Below are 17,034 nucleotides of genomic sequence, written 5' to 3'. Positions count from 1 at the left end.
CTTTGACGGACAGAGCTTTCAAACAGCAAACATGTCGCAAACAACATGAATGACCGGCGCAAGATCATCTAAATCGCGATGAATCACGCGCTCTGCTGTTGGCTCCGCAATGGTCTGGCGAATGCTGAGTACGGCGTGACGCCTGCGATGTGCTCATCGCGGTCGATCCGCGTGCACCCGTGATGTTCGATTGTCCGTAAGAGTGATATCAGCCGTCAGTCGAATGCCCGGTCGCCGGTGACGTCCTCATCGCGTCGATGCGCCGAGCACACCGTTCGCCGCCGGATAACCACAACCATGGCAACGGCCGCAGCAAGGATACACAACACGCGCTCCGGAAGGGGGCCCATCGCCGTCGCGGGCGTGGTTTCGCTCCGTAGCGGCAGCGTCGTCTCCAGTGCGGCGGGTACGAATTTCGAGGTCTGCTGCCGGACCACACCGTCGGCGGTGATCATCGCACTGACGCCCGTCGTGGCCGCCACGACCAGTGCGCGGCCGTGCTCGACGGCCCGGACCCGGGACATGGCCAGCTGCTGGTAGGTCATATCGCTGTCACCGAAGGTGGCATTGTTGGTGGGCACGGTGAGCAACTGCGCACCCGCGCGCAGGGAATCCTCGAAGGCACGGTCGAAGGCCACCTCATAGCAGGTCGCCACACCGATGGCCACCTCCGTGCCGTCCGCACCGCGCGCGTGGACGACACCGTCGCCATGGCCGGGGACGAAATAGCCGGCGCGGTCGGCATAACTCGAGAAGTGACGGAAGAATCCCCGGTAGGGCAGGTACTCGCCGAAGGGCTGGACGATCTTCTTGTCGTGGCGCTCCCCCGGACCGTCGCCGTCCCACACGATCACCGAATTCGTGGTCGTGCGATCGTCGTTGACCAGTACGGCGCCGACGAGGATCGGGGCGCCGACATCGCGTGCGGCCGCGGTGATCTCGCTGTAGGCGTCGGAGTTGCGCAGTGGATCGATATCGGAGGAGTTCTCCGGCCAGATCACCACATCCGGCTGTGCCGCGGTACCGGCGGTGACCGCGCGGGCCAGTTCCTCGGTGCGGCGGATGTGATTGTCGAGCACCGCACGACGCTGGGCGTTGAAGTCGAGGCCGAGCCGCGGCACACTGCCCTGGATCGCGGCGACCGTGATCGAGCGGTCTCCGTCCTCGGGGGCGGGCAGCGCGGTCCGCAGGATCACCCCGGCAATCGGGACGATGGCCACAACCATTGCGAGAGTGACAATTCCGAGCACGCGGCGTCGACCGGCGCGGTCACGCACCCGCACGATCAGGGCGGCCAGGACGGTGCCGGTCAGCGCCACCGCGAAACTCACCACCGGTGCGCCACCCAGCCACGCCAGCGGCAGATACCATCCGTCGGCCTGGCCGAAAGCCAGCCGCCCCCAAGGGAATCCGCCGAACGGGAAACTCGAGCGCCCCCATTCGGTGAGCGTCCACATCAGCGCCACCCACAGCGGCCAGCCCGGCACCGTCACCACCAGCCGCGACAGCAGACCGAACAGACCCACATACAGCGCGCACGCGGCCGACAGCGCCAGCCACGGGGCCGGCCCGACATAGATTCCGGTCCACGGCAGCAGCGGCAGGAAGAACGCCAGCCCGGCCAGCAGGCCGTAGCCGAAACCACCGCGCAGCCGATGCGCATCGCGTACGACCAGGGTCAGGATCGCGATCCCCACGGGCGCGAGATACCAGCAGGTGCGCGGGGGGAAACTGGCGAAAATCAGCAACCCGGCGACGACAGCGGCCGCGACTTTCCCCCACACCCGCCATGTCACGCCCAGCACCGCGCCGATGCTACTGAACGGCGGCGCCACATCCGGCGCCGGGGCGCGATCGACACACGCGGCTCCGGATATCCCCGAGGCCGTCGAAGTCCGGATGCGGCGGCCCGCGGATGCCGCCGGGACGGGCCGTGCCGCGGACCTGCCGATGCGGGATCTTCCCGGAGCCCGCCGATCACCCGGGAAAGGCGTCGCGAGACATGGGCACCCGCCATCAGGCCTGGTAGATCGTCACTCCTTCGCGGACGGTGCGCAGGCACCGCGGCAGTTTCGCACCCGGTTCCAGCGCGGGCAGGCCCGGAACCCGCGAGCGTGGGTCGGTGGACCAGCGCTGCACGGTGTCGGAGGCCGCCGCGACGACCAGATCGTCGGCATCCCACACCGCGTAGGACGCGGGCGCACCGGGCACCAGCGTGCCCGCGACACCGTCGCGGACGCCGCCCGCCCGCCAGGCGCCCCGGGTCGCGGCGGCGAAGGCGGCGCGCGGCGAGATCTGGTGACCGGGAGTGCGATGATGTGCCGCAGCGCGGACCGCCTGCCAGGGATCCAGCCGGGTCACCGGCGCGTCGGAGCCGATCGCCAGGGAGATCCCGGCCGCGGCCATCGCCGCGAACGGATTGGCGGCGGCGGCGCGCTCGGCGCCGAGCCGGGTGGCGTACATGTCCCCCGCCCCGCCCCACGCCGCGTCGAATCCGGGTTGCACACTGGCGATCACACCGAGTTCGGCCAGCTTCGCGATCTGTCCGGCGTCGAGCAGTTCGGCATGTTCCACCCGGTGGCCGCGGGTGGCCACGGCAGCGGCACCGAGGTCGGCGGCGACCCGCTCGAAACCCGCCACCACGGCATCGAGGGCGGCGTCGCCGATGGCGTGGAACCCGGCCTGCACACCGGCTTCGGTGCAGGCCCGGACGTGCGCGGCGATCGTCTCGGCATCGAGATAGGCGGTGCCGATGGTCTCGCGGTCGGCATAGGGCTCGCGCAACCAGGCGGTGTGCGAGCCGAAGGAGCCGTCGACGAACAGATCCCCGGCGAGTCCGTGCACGCCGAGGTCCGCGATCAGTGCCCGCGCCTCCTCGGCCGAGGTGACCGCCTGGCCCCAGTAGGCGCGCACGTCGACACCGTGGCCGAACTCCACCAATTCGCGCACGTCCTCGGTTCCGGAGATTTCCGGACCGGCGCATTCGTGCACCGCGACCACACCCTGCGCGGCGGCGTGGTCGAGGGCGGCGGTGCGGGCACGGTCACGCTGGGCACGATCGAGGCTGTCGAGGGCCGCGCGGCGGACCAGGTGGTGCGCCTCGGCGTACACCGGTTCGCCGGCGCGGTATCCGGTGGCACCGCGCGCGGCGGGGACCAGGTCGAGCAGGGCGGTGGACACGACCGCGGAGTGCACGTCGACACGCGCCAGATAGACCGCGCGGCCAGGGCCGGTCGCGGAATCGATCTCGGCGGTGGTCGGCGGTCGGCCCTCCGGCCACCGCGTCTCGTCCCAGCCGTCGCCGATCACGGTGCCGGTGTGCGTCGCGGCGTGATCGCGGACCAGATCCAGGCAGTGCCGCAACGAGACGGCTGCCGAGAGATCCAGGCCGGTGAGCTGCAGTCCCAGGGACGTGACGTGGACGTGCGGATCGACGAAGGCGGGAGCCACGAAAGCACCGTCCAGGTCGATGACTTCGGCATCGGGATGCAGGGCGCGGCCCGGCCGCTCGGCGCCCAGCCACACCACCATGCCGTCGGTGACGGCCATCGCGGTGGCATCGGGGGAACTGGAACTGTAGATTCGGCCGCCGACCAGCAACTGGGTACTCACGGGTGATCAGTGTGCCGCACGCCGGACGCGGGGTGGAAACGGCCCGTGGGCGACCGGTCAGTCGGCGTCGATCACGCGGCGGGCCGTGCCCTGCCCGTCGTCGTAGTACTCGTCGACCACGACGCCGTCGACCACCTCACCGGAGGGGTCGACCACCACACCGCGGTAACCCGCGGCCATGGTCAGCCGGTCGATCCGGCGCAGCGCCGCGGCCGAGACCAGCGGCCGCAACAACGCGCGAGTCGGCAACAGCAGGATCAGGCCGAGGACCGAGGTCACCAGGCCGGGAACGAACATCAGCACCGCGCCGGCACCGACGAGTGCACCGTCGGCGACCGCTGTTCCCGGGCCGATCTCACCGCGGCGGGCGCGACGGAATTGCTGGAACACCCGGCGGCCCTGGGAGCGCACCAGGATCAGGCCGAGCGCGGATCCCGCGATCAGCAGCAGGATGGTCGGTACGGCACCGATCAGGTGGCCGACCACGACCAGCACCGCGATCTCGACCACGAGATAGAGGGCGAACAAGAGGGCGGGCATCGGCGATCCTTTCCACGATCTACTCTGCCCAACGCACGAGCGTCCGATTTTTCTCCCGGACCCGACATCTTTCTCGTGGGAGCCCGCTCAGCTGCCCGGTGTGACCAATCCGGTCTCATAGGCCAGCACGACCGCCTGCACCCGGTCCCGCAGCCCGAGTTTGGTCAGCACCCGGCCGACGTGGGTCTTCACCGTGGCCTCCGACAGGAACAACTCGGCCGCGATCTCGGCGTTGGAGCGCCCGGCGGCGATCTGTTCGAGCACTTCGCGCTCGCGAGCGGTGAGCACGTCGAGGATCTCGGGATCGCGGGCGCGGGTCGGATCCGCGGCGATCAACCGGTTCAGCAGCCGTTTGGTGACCTTCGGCGAGACCACCGCGTCCCCGGCGGCCACGCTGCGGATGGCGGAGAGCAGATCCTCGGGCGGGGTGTCCTTGAGCAGGAATCCGCTGGCTCCGGCGCGCAGGGCGCCCAGCGCGTGCTCATCGAGGTCGAAGGTCGTCATCACCAGTACCCGGCTGCCACAGCCCGATTCGAGGATCTGAGCGGTCGCGGTGACCCCGTCCACGACCGGCATGCGCACATCCATCAGCACCACATCGGGGATGAGCTCACCGGCCAGGCGGACGGCCGTCGCGCCGTTGTCGGCTTCGGCGACGACCTCGACGTCCGGATGGGCGCCCAGCACCATCTTGAGTCCCGCGCGCATGAGTTCCTGGTCGTCGACGACGAGTACGGTGATCGGCACGGCTTCAATCTAATCGGCCCCGCCGTCCGATCAGTCGGGCAGTTCGCGCCACAGCGGAATACTCGCGCACACCCGCCAGCCCCCGGTGGGTCGCCGGCCCACCTCGAGGGTGCCCCCCAGCACCGCGATCCGTTCCCGCATGCCGACGAGCCCGAGCCCGCTGCCGGCGATTCCGTTGCGCACGGCGGTGTCCGGCCCCGGCTCGCCGCGCGGGGGCTCGACCGCGCCGGGACCGTACCCACGGTCGAGCACCTCCACCAGCACGTCGGTATCGCGGCGGCGCACCCGGACCCAGGCCTGCGGATCGGGGCCGGCATGGCGGAAGGTGTTGGTCAGCGATTCCTGGACGATGCGGTGCACACCGAGACTGACCTCGGGCGCGATGTCGTCGAGTTCCCCGGTCAGTTCGAGCTCCACCGGCAGCCCGGCGTTGCGCATCATCTCCACCACCTTCGCCAGTCCGGCGGTGCCGTGCTGCGGCAATTGTTCGGGGGCGTGTTCGGTGCGTAACAGTTCCACGGTGCGGCGCAGCTCACGCAATGCCTCGCGGCCGGTGGCCGCGATGGTGGTCAGCGCCCGCTCGGTGACGGCGGGGTCACCGCGCAGTGCGAATTTGGCCCCGTCGGCCTGCACGATGATCACACTCACCGCGTGGGCCACCACATCGTGCAGTTCGCGCGCGACGCGGGTGCGTTCGGCGGCGACCGCATCGTGGGCGCTGCGATCACGGTCGTAGTCGGCGACCGCCAGCCGCGCGGCGACCTCGGCGTCGTAGGCGTGACGGGCGCCGAGGAACTCCGCGAGTGTCCAGCACAACGCGTAGTACATGACCAGAAATCCGAGCACCACCGGCACCGACTGATTCACCACTGCGAGGGAGAAGGCACCGTCGATCACCAGGCCCACCAGGTAGAGCAGCCCCTCGCGCCGCCCGACGTAGGCGACCAGGGTGTAGAGGGCCACACCGACGGCCAGCAACGCCGGTGGTTGCAGATCCTCGTCGAGGACCACGCAGATCGCGGTGGTCGATATCGACAGCACCAGCAGCGCCACCGCGCTGGCACGCGGGTAGACGCGCCGCCAGATCACCGGAATCGGAACGACGAGTCCGAGGATCAGGTAGACGAACCAATGATGCTTACCACCGATGGTCAGCAGGTCCAGCAGCACCAGCACGGCCGCGTAGATCGAATCGGCCACCAGCGGTTTGCCGCGGAGCCACAGACTGAATCGACGCACCGGTTCAGACTAGGCGGCCCGGTCGCGGCGACCGCGGCTCAGCACCGGACCTCGGCCGCGGTCATGTGCCGGCCCGCCGACAACCAGGGCGCCAGCACGCGCGAGGTGGTCTCGCGGATCGTGCGATGCAACCGTTCCCCGTCCTCGACCGCGTGCCGGCCCTGGAACAGGACGGTCAGCGCACCGGATACCGCGCCCACGACCGCCCCGACCAGTGCCGCCGCGCCGACCTCGTCGAGTTCCTCGGGGAAGGCGTCACGCAGCCGCAGCGCGATCTCCTGCTGGGCGGCCAGCTGGGCGTGCGCGGCGCGCCCACTGACCGCCGGTACCGTTCGCGAGACCCGGGCGCGCAGGACCGCGATCCGGGCGGGCAGCTCGTCGCCGAGGTGATCGCCGGGGTTGTCACCGACGGCGCGCAGGGCACGCAGCAGAACCTCGACCGGACGCTCGTCACTGCGCCGGCTCGCGATCGCGGTGACGGCGGCCCGCACCCGGTCGTCGGGTTCCGGAAAGAGCAATTCCTCTTTACTCTCGAAGTAGTTGAAGAACGTCCGCGTGCCGACCTCGGCGGCGGCGGCGATATCGGCGACGGTGGTCGCCTCGTAGCCGCGGGATTCGAACAAATCGGCGGCGGCTTCGAGGAGGGCACGGCGGGTGCGTTCCCGCTTGCGGTCACGGAGTGCGGATGGCGGCACGCGGGCAGACAGTACGGCATCGGTGGCGAAACCTGCGGCAGGCTGGGCGTTTCGCGCGCGTTTCATCACGTGCCACACCGCATTTCGTGCATGTTTGCATCGAGTGCCAACATGCACGGCGTGTCACCAAGGCTCCGAGGCGATTTCGAAGCCCCGCTCACCGAATCTGTTGAACCGGGCGTGGTTCAACAATTAGCGTGGGCCGGGTGAGCATCGCATCCGCGACCGTGGACGAACAGTTCCGCGCGCTACCGCTGGCCGCCCTGTCCGACGCGGCGTTGTCGGCGGCGCGCGCCGCCGGGGCCGAGCACGCCGATCTGCGGGTGCATCGACTGGTGACCCAATCGATCCGATTGCGTGACGGCCGGGTCGAATCGATCGACAACGACGTGGAGCTCGGCTTCGCGGTCCGGGTGATCATCGACGGCACCTGGGGTTTCGCCTCACATTGCGAACTGACGCCCGAGCGGGCCGCCGCGGTCGCCCGGCGCGCTGTGGTGGTCGCGCAGACACTGCGCGCGCTCAATCGCGAGCGCGTCACACTCGCCGACGAGCCGGTGTACCGGGACGCGACCTGGGTTTCGCCGTATTCGGTGGATCCGTTCGCGGTGGCGACGCCGGAGAAAGTGGCGCTGCTGCAGGATTATTCGCAGCGGCTGGCCTCGGCGGCGGGAGTCGATCACGTCACCGCCTCGGTACTGCAGGTCAAGGAACAGACCTTTTACGCCGACACCGCGGGGTCCACGATCACCCAGCAGCGGGTGCGGTTGCATCCGCAACTCGAGGCGATCAGTGTCGACGCGGTCACCGGTGGTTTCGACACCATGCGGACGCTCGCGGCACCGGCCGGGCGCGGCTGGGAGTACGTCACCGGCGCCGACGGAGTCTGGGATTGGGGCGACGAGCTGGCCCGAATCCCACAGTGGCTCGCGGAGAAGGTCGCGGCCCCCTCGGTCGTGGCCGGTCCGACGGATCTGGTGATCGATCCGACGAATCTGTGGCTCACCATCCACGAATCCATCGGCCACGCCACCGAGTACGACCGGGCCATCGGCTACGAATCGGCCTACGCCGGAACCTCCTTCGCCACCCCCGACCAGCTGGGGACACTGCGCTACGGCACGCCGATCATGCATGTCACCGGCGACCGCACCGAGCAGCACGGCCTGGCCAGCGTCGGCTACGACGACGAGGGCGTGGCCGGGCAACGCTGGGATCTGGTGCGTGACGGCACGCTCGTGGGCTACCAGCTCGACCGCGCATTCGCCCCGCGGCTGGGCGTCCCACGTTCCAACGGCTGCTCGTACGCCGATTCGGCGCACCACGTGCCCATTCAGCGGATGGCCAACGTCTCGCTACAACCCGACCCCGACCACGACACCACGACCGCCGAGCTCATCGCTCGCGTGGACGACGGCATCTACATCGTCGGCGACCGGTCCTGGTCGATCGATATGCAGCGCTACAACTTCCAGTTCACCGGCCAGCGCTTCTTCCGGATTCGCCACGGGGAACTGGCCGGGCAGGTGCGCGATGTCGCCTATCAGGCCACCACCACCGATTTCTGGGGTTCGATGGAGGCGGTCGGTGGCCGGTCGAGCTGGGTGCTCGGCGGCGCTTTCAACTGCGGTAAGGCTCAGCCGGGCCAGGTCGCGGCGGTCTCGCACGGTTGTCCCCCGGTTCTGGTGCGGGGGGTCAACGTCCTCAATACCCGCCAGGAGGCCGGGTGAGTGACAATCGCGCAGCCCGCTCTCCCGGCCGACCGGGTGCGGGTGCCCCGCACAACACCGCAGGCCGGGTGAGTGACAATCGCGCAGCCCATTCTCCCGGCCGACCGGGTGCGGGTGCCCCGCACAACACCGCAGGCCGGGTGAGTGACAATCGCGCAGCCCATTCCCGAATCGCATGTACAGCACAGGAGGCCGGTCGGTGACGATGATGCACGGCGGGGAGGTCGTCGAACGGGCACTGGCCGCGGCGCGCGCGGACGAGACGATCGTCATCGTCACCGACGCCTCGGACACCTCGCTGCGCTGGGCGGGCAATTCCATGACGACCAACGGAGCGTCGGTATCGCGATCGTGGTCGGTGATCTCGATTCTGCGCGACGGCCCGCGTTCGGCGCGGGCGGGCAGCGCCGGATCCACGAGTGTGGATCCGGCCGACATCGAGGCGGTCGTGCGGCGCGCCGAGGACGCGGCCCGCACCGCCGAGCCCGCCGCGGACGCGATGCCGCTGCTGGACCCGGAAAGCGCCGGAGCTGCGGCGGATTCGACGTGGGCGGACGTGGTGCCCGAAACCGGGATCGAGGTGTTCACCACGCTCGCCGGTGAACTGGCGACCGGCTTCGCCGGTGCGGATCGGCTCTACGGTTTCGCCCACCATCAATTGCACACCACCTGGCTGGGGACCTCCACCGGAATTCGCCGCCGCTGGACCCAGCCGACGGGCTCCATCGAGATCAACGGCAAACGGGGCAGCGACGACGATCCGGCCAGTGCCTGGGTGGGTGCGCCCACCGCGGACTTCACCGATATCGGCGTCACCGATCTGCTGACGGAACTGAGCCGCCGGCTGGACTGGTGTGCGCGGCGCGTGGAGCTGCCCGCGGGCCGCTATCCCACCCTGCTACCGCCGTCGGCGGTCGCCGATCTGCTCATTCCGATGCTGTGGTCGATGGACGGGCGCGGTGCCCACGAGGGGCACACCGCCTTCGCCCGGGCCGGTGGCACCCGGGTGGGTGAGCGCCTCACCGACATCGCGCTGACGCTCTATTCCGATCCGCGCGCCGCCGGACTCGAGTACCGGCCGTTCGTCGCCACCACCATGTCCTCGGAGATGGCCTCGATCTTCGACAACGGCCTGGCCGCCGATCGCGTCGACTGGCTGCGTGACGGGGTGATCGGCTCGCTGGTCAATCCCCGGTGGGCGGCAGCGCAATTCGATGCCCCCGTCACCGTGGCCGGGGACAATCTGCTGCTGTCCGGCGGTACGGACACCACACTCGAGCAGATGATCGCCGGAACCGAGCGCGGGCTGCTGCTGACCTGCTTGTGGTACATCCGCGAAGTGGATCCGGCCACCCTGCTGCAGACCGGACTCACCCGCGACGGCGTCTACCTGGTCGAGGACGGCGCGGTGACGGCCGCGGTCAACAATTTCCGCTTCAACGAGAGCCCGTTGGATCTGCTGCGCCGCGCCACCGAGGTGGGTGCGACCGAGATCACGCTGCCGCGCGAGTGGAAGGACTGGTTCACCCGCACGGCGATGCCGCCCATGCGCATTCCCGACTTCCACATGTCGTCGGTGAGCCGGGCCACCTGAGTCTCATCCCAGCGGCCGCGGGCGCAGCCGGACCACCACGGTCCCGCGTCCCACGGCCGCGCGCAGTTGTTCGCGGTCGGGATGTCCGCTGCTGTCGAGTTCGATACCGGCGAACCGGCCGTGCGTGGGATTCTGCGTGAGGATGATGCGGTACGGCTCGGCGATCTCGCGTTCGCTGGAGATCACCTCCCAGTCCGCGAGCCGGTCGCGGCCGCGCCAGGTGATTCGCACGGGCTCGTCTTTTCGCAGATTGCGCCGCCAGGACGCGGCCGTGCCGATCAGTAGTGCGCCGTCGGATTCGGCGTAGCCGACCGGATTCGCGTAGACGCGTCCGGTCTTGCGGCCGATCACCGTGACGACCAGCAATTTTCCACTGAGCAATCGATGCAGGCGAGAGCGCAGCAATGTTCGCATGATGGCGTCGACCGCCGGCTGCATGCGCAGCCGGTCTCGGCCGGTGGCGGTTGCGGATTGGGATGTGCGAGGACTGGACATGAGCGAAACTCCTGGTCGCAGTTTTTCGAGTGTCTACTCAAAAAATACGGCGGCATACGGCATACTGCAAGAGCGGAACACTCGGAAGGAACGCGGTTGCCCCTCGAAGACACGGCACGGACCGCCCGCACCCGTGGACGACCGCGCAGCGGCGTGCGGGAGGCGGTGATCGCGTCCGCGCAGGAGATCCTCACCAGTTCGGGCGCGGCCCGGCTGACCACCAAGGAGGTCGCCACCCGGGCGGGAGTTGCCGAGTCGAGCATCTTCTACCACTTCGGCGACCGAACGGGCCTGCTACAGGCCGTGATCGCGCACCACCTCCGGCCGCTGAAGGAGATGCTGGCCGAGCAAGCCGGGACCACCCCACCGGACCTGCGCGCCGATCTGATCGAGCTGATCACCGTGCTGGAGGAGTTCTTCCATGCCGCACTCCCGGTGATCGCGGCGATCGAATCCGATACCGATCTACGCGCCGCGCACACCGAACGCAGCCGCGATCTGGATCTGGGCCCGCATCGCGCTCTCGACGCGGTGATCGCGCACCTCTCGGCCCGGCACACGATCGTCGCCGACCCCCGCACGGCCGCGCTGCTCGTCGTGGGCGCGGCCCACCAGCGGGCACTGCAGCATCGACTCAGCCCGCCCGAGGCGCAGGCCGGCCTGCCCTCTCCCGAGGCGATCGCCGACGCGGTGCTACCGCTGTTCGCGCCCGCACCGCACCGACGCTAGGCGGACGCGCTGAGCCCGGCCGACTGCCAGACCTCGGCCAGTTCCTGCAGCGGCACACCCAGCGCGGCACCCAATCCGACCACGGTGCCGAAGGCCGGACTGGGCAGCCGGCCGGACTCGATCTTGCGCAGCGTTTCCGGCGAGATTCCGGCCGCCCGCGCGATCTCGGCCGAGTCGCGGTCACCCCGGATCGCACGCAGATGGGCACCCAGACGGCGACCGGCCTCGACCTGGGCCGGACTCAACGGAAGACGAACCATCCCACCAGCATAGGTTTGGTATTTAAATACCGCCACAGCTAGAGTCGGTATAGAAATACCGAAACGGAGGTTCCATGGTCGAATTGAAGACCCCAGACGAGATCGAACACATGCGCACAGCGGGGCAGTTCGTCGCCCAGGTACTCGCGGAACTGCGCGAACAGGCCGCGATCGGAGTGAATCTGCTCGATCTCGAACAGCATGTGCGCGAACGCATTCACGAGCGAGGTGCGGTGTCGTGCTACTGGGACTACTCCCCCTCCTTCGGGCGCGGCCCGTTCCGCAACACCGTCTGCCTGTCGGTCAACGACGCGGTGCTGCACGGACTCCCGCACGACTACTCGCTGCGCGACGGTGACGTACTGACCATGGATCTCGCGGTCGAGGTCGACGGCTGGGTCGCCGATGCCGCGGTCACCACCATCGTCGGCACCCCCGATCCCGAGGATCAGCGCCTGGTCACCGCCACCGAGGAGGCCCTGGCCGCGGCGGTGGCCGCCGCCCGCCCGGGTGGGCGGCTCGGCGATGTCTCCGCGGCCGTCGCGGCCGTGGCACGCCGCCACGGTTACCCGGTCAACACCGAATTCGGCGGTCACGGACTGGGCCGGACCATGCACGAGGATCCGCACATTCCCAACGACGGCCGAGCCGGGCGCGGGATGCGGCTGGTCCCCGGACTGACCATCGCGATCGAGCCGTGGTTCGCCCGCACCACCGACCGCATCATCGTCGATCCGGACGGCTGGACGATCCGTTCCGCGGACGGCTCCCGCACCGCCCATTCCGAACACACCGTCGCCGTCACCGAGCACGGCCCCGAAATCCTCACCCACGCCGTCTGATTCGACGGCATCTCACCGATACCGGCTAGGCTGCCTCGCTGTGGACAATCCCTTCGGCCCGGCCGGTACCGCGAACTATGTGCTTCTGACGACGTTCCGTGCGAACGGCACCGCCGTCGCGACCCCGGTATGGGCGGCACTCGACGATGCCCGGCTCTACGTCTGGACCGAAACCAACAGCTGGAAGGTCAAGCGCCTGCGCCGCAATGCCGAGGTGACGCTGCAGCCGTGCAATTACTCCGGCACACCGCACGGCGAGGTCGTCCGCGGCACCGGCACCGTCCTCGACGAGGCGGGCAGTGACCGGGTGCGCTCGCTCATCAAACGTAAATACTCGCTGATGGGGTGGCTGGTCGTGACCGGAAGTGTGCTGCGGCGCGGGCGCAAGGGCACGATCGGGATCGAGATCACCGCCGCGGGCTGATCGCCGGCGCCGCCTACCGCGCCACGATCGCCAATCCGACCGACCCGTCGCGGCCGCGGATCAGCCGGTGCCCGCGGATGAAGACCGTGCCGATCACTCCGTACTTGTGCGCGATGAGATCGCGGACCCGGTCGGTGCCGTCGGCATCGAGGATGCGCGCGGTCCCGGGGCTCACCTGCGAATCCTTGGGGCGGCCGCGCGAATCACAGGGCTGCACCGTCACCTCCGGGTTTCGGTGCAGCCGCTTGACCTTCCAGGTCTTCGGATTGGTCCACACCACCAGGTCGTCGCCGTCGGGGGCCACCCAGACCGGCGTCGCGACCGGCGTGCCGTCCTTCTTGTAGGTGGTGAGGAGCACGTACTTCTGGTGTGCGAGCTCGTTCCAGTTCATGCATTCGACAGTACGAGCCGCAATGGTCGCCGACATCGGTCCGCGGACGCATTCCCCGATCCGCACCTCGACGTAACGGCCCGGCCTATTCGAGCTCGCCCTCGGTCTCCAGGTAGATCTGACGCAACCGATCCAGCGTCTCCGGCTGCGGCGCTTCCCACAGCTTGCGTTCGGCGGCCTCGAGCAGCCGTTCGGCGATGCCGTGCAGCGCCCACGGATTCGACTCGGTCATGAACTTGCGGTTGACCTCATCGAAAACGTAGCTCTCCGAGAGCTTCTCGTACATCCAGTCGGCGACCACATTGGTGGTGGCGTCGTATCCGAACAGATAGTCCACCGTCGCGGCCATCTCGAACGCACCCTTGTATCCGTGCCGGCGCATCGCCTCGAGCCAGCGCGGATTGACCACTCGCGAGCGGAACACCCGGGTGGTCTCCTCCGACAGCGTCCGGGTCCGGACCGAGTCCGGGCGGGTGCTGTCGCCGATGTAGGCCTCCGGGTTCCTGCCGGTCAGCGCCCGGACCGCGGCGACCATGCCGCCGTGGTACTGGAAGTAGTCGTCGGAATCGGCGATGTCGTGCTCGCGGGTGTCGGTGTTCTTGGCCGCGACGGCGATGCGGCGGTATGCGGCGCGCATATCGTCGGCCGCGGGGGCGCCGTCGAGATCCCGGCCGTAGGCGTAGCCACCCCAGGTGGTGTAGACCTGCGCGAGGTCGTCGTCGGTGCGCCAGCTCTTGGAATCGATCAATTGCAGCAGGCCGGCGCCGTAGGTGCCGGGCTTGGAACCGAAGATCCGGGTGGTCGCGCGCCGGTGGTCACCGTGCTCGCCGAGATCCGCATCGGTGTGCGCGCGAACGTAATTCGACTCCGCCGGCTCGTCCAGACCCGCCACCAACCGCACCGCGTCGTCGAGTAGCGCCAGGACGTGCGGGAAGGCGTCGCGGAAGAAGCCGGAGATCCGGACCGTGACGTCGATGCGCGGCCGGCCCAGCTCCGCCTGCTCGATCACTTCGAGCCGGGTCACCCGACGGCTCGCCTCGTCCCACACCGGCCGCACCCCGAGCAGGGCGAAAACCTCGGCGATATCGTCACCGGCGGTCCGCATGGCGGAGGTGCCCCACACCGACAGGCCCACCGAACGCGGGTATTCGCCGTGATCGGCCAGATAGCGCTCGAGCAGCGAATCCGCCATGGCCTGACCGGTTTCCCAGGCCAGCCGCGACGGCACCGCCTTCGGATCCACCGAATAGAAGTTGCGGCCGGTGGGCAGGACATTGATCAGCCCGCGCAGCGGTGAACCGCTCGGACCGGCCGGAATGAAGCCGCCGTCGAGAGCGTGCAGGATGCGGCCGATCTCGACGCCGGTCTGCCGCAGCCGGGGCACGACTTCGGTGGCGGCGAAACGCAGGACCTCGACCAGTGTTTGCGGGTTCGCGACCTCCGGTTCGTGCCGGGCCACGAGTTCGTCGGCGACCCGCGCGGACCAGTCCGCGGCCTGCAACTCACCGAGCAGGCGACGGGCCCGCTGTTCGACGGCGTCGACCCGTTCGCGAACCTCCGCACCGGACTCGTCGAGTCCCAGGGCCTCGCGGAGGCCGGGCACCGCGAACTCACCGCCCCAGAGCTGACGCGCGCGCAACATGGCCAGCACCAGGTCCAGTTCGCCCTCACCGACCGGCGCCTGCCCCAGGATGTGCAGGCCGTCGCGGATCTGGACGTCCTTGATCTCGCACAGCCAGCCGTCGACGTGCAGCAGCATGTCGTCGAAGGATTCCTCGTCGGGCCGTTCGTCCAGGCCCAGATCGTGGTCCATCTTCGCGGCCCGCATGAGGGTCCAGATCTGCTGGCGGATGGCCGGCAGTTTGGCCGGGTCCAGCGTCGAGATGTTGGCGTGCTCATCGAGCAGTTGCTCCAGGCGCGCGATATCGCCGTAGGTCTCCGCGCGGGCCATCGGCGGGATCAGATGATCGACCAGGGTGGCGTGGGCGCGGCGCTTGGCCTGCGTACCCTCGCCGGGATCGTTGACCAGGAACGGGTAGATCAGCGGCAGATCGCCGAGCGCGGCATCGGTCCCGCATGCCGCCGACATGCCGAGGGTCTTACCGGGCAGCCACTCCAGATTGCCGTGCTTGCCCAGATGCACCATGGCGTCGGCACCGAAGCCACCGCCCTCGGCCGGCGCCGACAGCCATCGATAGACCGCCAGATAGTGGTGGCTCGGCGGCAGATCCGGATCGTGGTAGATCGCGACCGGGTTCTCGCCGAATCCGCGCGGCGGCTGTACCAGCAGCACGATATTGCCGAAACGCAGTGCGGCGATGACGATCTCGCCGTCGGGATCGACGGAGCGATCGACGAACAACTCACCCGGCGGCGGTCCCCACGCCTCGATCACCGCGGTGCGCAACTGCTCGGGAAGGGTCGCGAACCAGGACGCGTACTGCCGGGCGCCGATCCGGATCGGATTACCTTCCAGCTGTTCGGCACTGAGCCAGTCCTGATCCTGGCCGCCGGCCGCGATCAGCGCGTGGATGAGTGCGTCGCCATCGCGTTCGAGCAGCCCCGGCACCTGACCCGGATCGCCGAGATCGTAACCGGCCGAACTCATCTCGGTGAGCAATCGGATCGCGCTCGCGGGCGTGTCCAGGCCCACGGCATTGCCGATGCGGGCATGTTTGGTCGGGTAGGCGGACAGCATCAGGGCGATCCGGCGCCGTCCGGCGGGCAGATACCGCAGGCGCGCATGGCGGACCGCGATTCCCGCGACCCGCGCCGCGCGCTCCGGATCGGGGACGTAGGCGGACAATCCGTCGGCGTCGAACTCCTTGAACGAGAACGGCACCGTGATGATGCGCCCGTCGAATTCCGGCACCGCGACCTGGGTGGCCACATCCAGCGGCGACAGGCCGTCGTCGTTGTCCTCCCACTGGGCGCGCCCGCTGGTCAGGCACAACCCCTGCAGGATCGGCACATCCAGATCCGCCAGCGCGCCGATATCCCAGGCCTCGTCGTCACCGCCCGCCGAGGCGGTGGCGGGTTTCGTGCCACCGGCCGCCAGCACCGTCACCACCAGGGCGTCGGCCCCACGCAGGGTGTCCATCAGTTCCGGCTCGGCATTGCGCAGCGACGCGCAGTACAGCGGCAGCGGCCGGGCACCCGCCTGTTCCAGCGCCGTGCACAGCGCCTCCACATAGGCGGTGTTCCCGGCCAGATGCTGTGCCCGGTAGTACAGGACGGCCACCGTCGGGACGCGACCCGGAATCCGAGAGTCGTTACCGGTCAACGCCTCTGGCGTCCGCTCGAGCTCACCCCAGGACGGCAGCTGCACCGGCGGCTCGAAGCCGTGACCGGTCAGCAGCACCGTGTCGGACAGGAAGTTGTGCAACTGACGCAGATTGTCCGCGCCACCGGCGGCAAGGTAGTTGTGCGCGTCCGCGGCGACGCCGCCGGGAACGGTGGAGCACTCCATCAACTCGGCATCGGGTGCCATCTCGCCACCGAGTGCGACCAGGGCGATACCACTGGCCCGCAGCGCGTCCAGGCCCTCCTCCCAGGCCCGGCGCCCGCCCAGGATCCGCACCACGATCAGATCGACCCCGGTCAGCAGTTCAGGCAGGTCCTCGACCAGCAGCCGGGCCGGATTGCCCAGCCGGTAGCCGGCGCCGCTGGCCCGCGCGGACAGCAGATCGGTGTCGGAGGTGGACAGCAGCAGGATCACAGTTCTCCTCGGGTGACG

Annotated in this window: 15 protein-coding genes; 5 read left to right on the top strand and 10 right to left on the bottom strand. The window is 69.2% G+C overall.

The genetic code is table 11. From position 1 onward, the window contains the following. Positions 1-215: 215 nt before the first annotated feature. From lnt to AB0L57_RS21530, 6 genes are all read right to left on the bottom strand, one after another. Positions 216-1,805: an apolipoprotein N-acyltransferase gene (lnt, locus tag AB0L57_RS21555; RefSeq protein ID WP_364964850.1), complete on the bottom strand. Its 1,590-nt coding sequence runs from the start codon at positions 1,803-1,805 to the stop codon at positions 216-218. A 211-nt stretch (positions 1,806-2,016) separates the two neighbouring features. Continuing rightward, on the bottom strand, positions 2,017-3,612 hold the full coding sequence (locus tag AB0L57_RS21550) for an amidohydrolase family protein (protein WP_364964848.1): 1,596 nt from the start codon (positions 3,610-3,612) through the stop codon (positions 2,017-2,019). Positions 3,613-3,669: 57 nt separating this feature from the next. Next, complete coding sequence (locus AB0L57_RS21545; protein ID WP_364964846.1) at positions 3,670-4,152, bottom strand: FxsA family protein; 483 nt, start codon at positions 4,150-4,152, stop codon at positions 3,670-3,672. 87 nt (positions 4,153-4,239) lie between these two features. After that, entirely contained in the window at positions 4,240-4,899 is a 660-nt protein-coding gene (locus AB0L57_RS21540; protein WP_364964843.1) for a response regulator transcription factor, read from the bottom strand. A gap of 30 nt (positions 4,900-4,929) precedes the next feature. Beyond that, positions 4,930-6,138: a histidine kinase gene (locus AB0L57_RS21535; RefSeq protein ID WP_364964841.1), complete on the bottom strand. Its 1,209-nt coding sequence runs from the start codon at positions 6,136-6,138 to the stop codon at positions 4,930-4,932. A 38-nt stretch (positions 6,139-6,176) separates the two neighbouring features. After that, positions 6,177-6,899, bottom strand: a complete 723-nt coding sequence (locus tag AB0L57_RS21530; RefSeq protein ID WP_364964838.1) for a helix-turn-helix domain-containing protein — start codon at positions 6,897-6,899, stop codon at positions 6,177-6,179. 140 nt (positions 6,900-7,039) lie between these two features. Between AB0L57_RS21530 and AB0L57_RS21525 the strand changes: the two genes are divergently transcribed. Further along, entirely contained in the window at positions 7,040-8,563 is a 1,524-nt protein-coding gene (locus AB0L57_RS21525; protein WP_364964836.1) for a TldD/PmbA family protein, read from the top strand. Between the two features lie 205 nt (positions 8,564-8,768). Beyond that, entirely contained in the window at positions 8,769-10,157 is a 1,389-nt protein-coding gene (locus AB0L57_RS21520; protein ID WP_364965082.1) for a metallopeptidase TldD-related protein, read from the top strand. A 3-nt stretch (positions 10,158-10,160) separates the two neighbouring features. On the opposite strand, the gene AB0L57_RS21515 is transcribed toward AB0L57_RS21520, so the two are convergent. Next, a complete protein-coding gene (locus tag AB0L57_RS21515; RefSeq protein ID WP_364964833.1) occupies positions 10,161-10,652 on the bottom strand; it encodes a nitroreductase/quinone reductase family protein in 492 nt (163 codons plus the stop codon). A gap of 96 nt (positions 10,653-10,748) precedes the next feature. On the opposite strand from AB0L57_RS21515, the gene AB0L57_RS21510 reads away from it, so the two are divergent. Next, on the top strand, positions 10,749-11,381 hold the full coding sequence (locus AB0L57_RS21510; RefSeq protein ID WP_364964830.1) for a TetR/AcrR family transcriptional regulator: 633 nt from the start codon (positions 10,749-10,751) through the stop codon (positions 11,379-11,381). Here the strand turns inward: AB0L57_RS21510 and AB0L57_RS21505 are convergent. Continuing rightward, positions 11,378-11,641, bottom strand: coding sequence for a helix-turn-helix transcriptional regulator (locus AB0L57_RS21505; RefSeq protein WP_364964827.1), 264 nt, complete (start codon positions 11,639-11,641; stop codon positions 11,378-11,380). The genes AB0L57_RS21510 and AB0L57_RS21505 overlap by 4 nt on opposite strands. A 74-nt stretch (positions 11,642-11,715) precedes the next feature. Between AB0L57_RS21505 and map the strand changes: the two genes are divergently transcribed. Both map and AB0L57_RS21495 read left to right on the top strand, forming a co-directional pair. After that, positions 11,716-12,483: a type I methionyl aminopeptidase gene (gene map, locus AB0L57_RS21500; RefSeq protein WP_364964824.1), complete on the top strand. Its 768-nt coding sequence runs from the start codon at positions 11,716-11,718 to the stop codon at positions 12,481-12,483. Between the two features lie 40 nt (positions 12,484-12,523). Continuing rightward, the gene (locus AB0L57_RS21495; RefSeq protein ID WP_364964821.1) at positions 12,524-12,907 is read left to right on the top strand and encodes a PPOX class F420-dependent oxidoreductase; all 384 of its coding nucleotides are present in this window, start codon (positions 12,524-12,526) and stop codon (positions 12,905-12,907) included. Positions 12,908-12,920: 13 nt separating this feature from the next. On the opposite strand, the gene AB0L57_RS21490 is transcribed toward AB0L57_RS21495, so the two are convergent. Together AB0L57_RS21490 and cobN are read right to left on the bottom strand one after the other, a co-directional pair. Next, a complete protein-coding gene (locus AB0L57_RS21490; RefSeq protein WP_364964819.1) occupies positions 12,921-13,298 on the bottom strand; it encodes a PPOX class F420-dependent oxidoreductase in 378 nt (125 codons plus the stop codon). 85 nt (positions 13,299-13,383) lie between these two features. Next, a complete protein-coding gene (cobN, locus tag AB0L57_RS21485) occupies positions 13,384-17,016 on the bottom strand; it encodes a cobaltochelatase subunit CobN (RefSeq protein ID WP_364964817.1) in 3,633 nt (1,210 codons plus the stop codon). Positions 17,017-17,034 lie beyond the last annotated feature (18 nt).

Source organism: Nocardia sp. NPDC052254 (assembly GCF_040679495.1).
Taxonomy (GTDB): domain Bacteria; phylum Actinomycetota; class Actinomycetes; order Mycobacteriales; family Mycobacteriaceae; genus Nocardia.
This window is presented reverse-complemented; position numbering and strand designations above follow the sequence as displayed.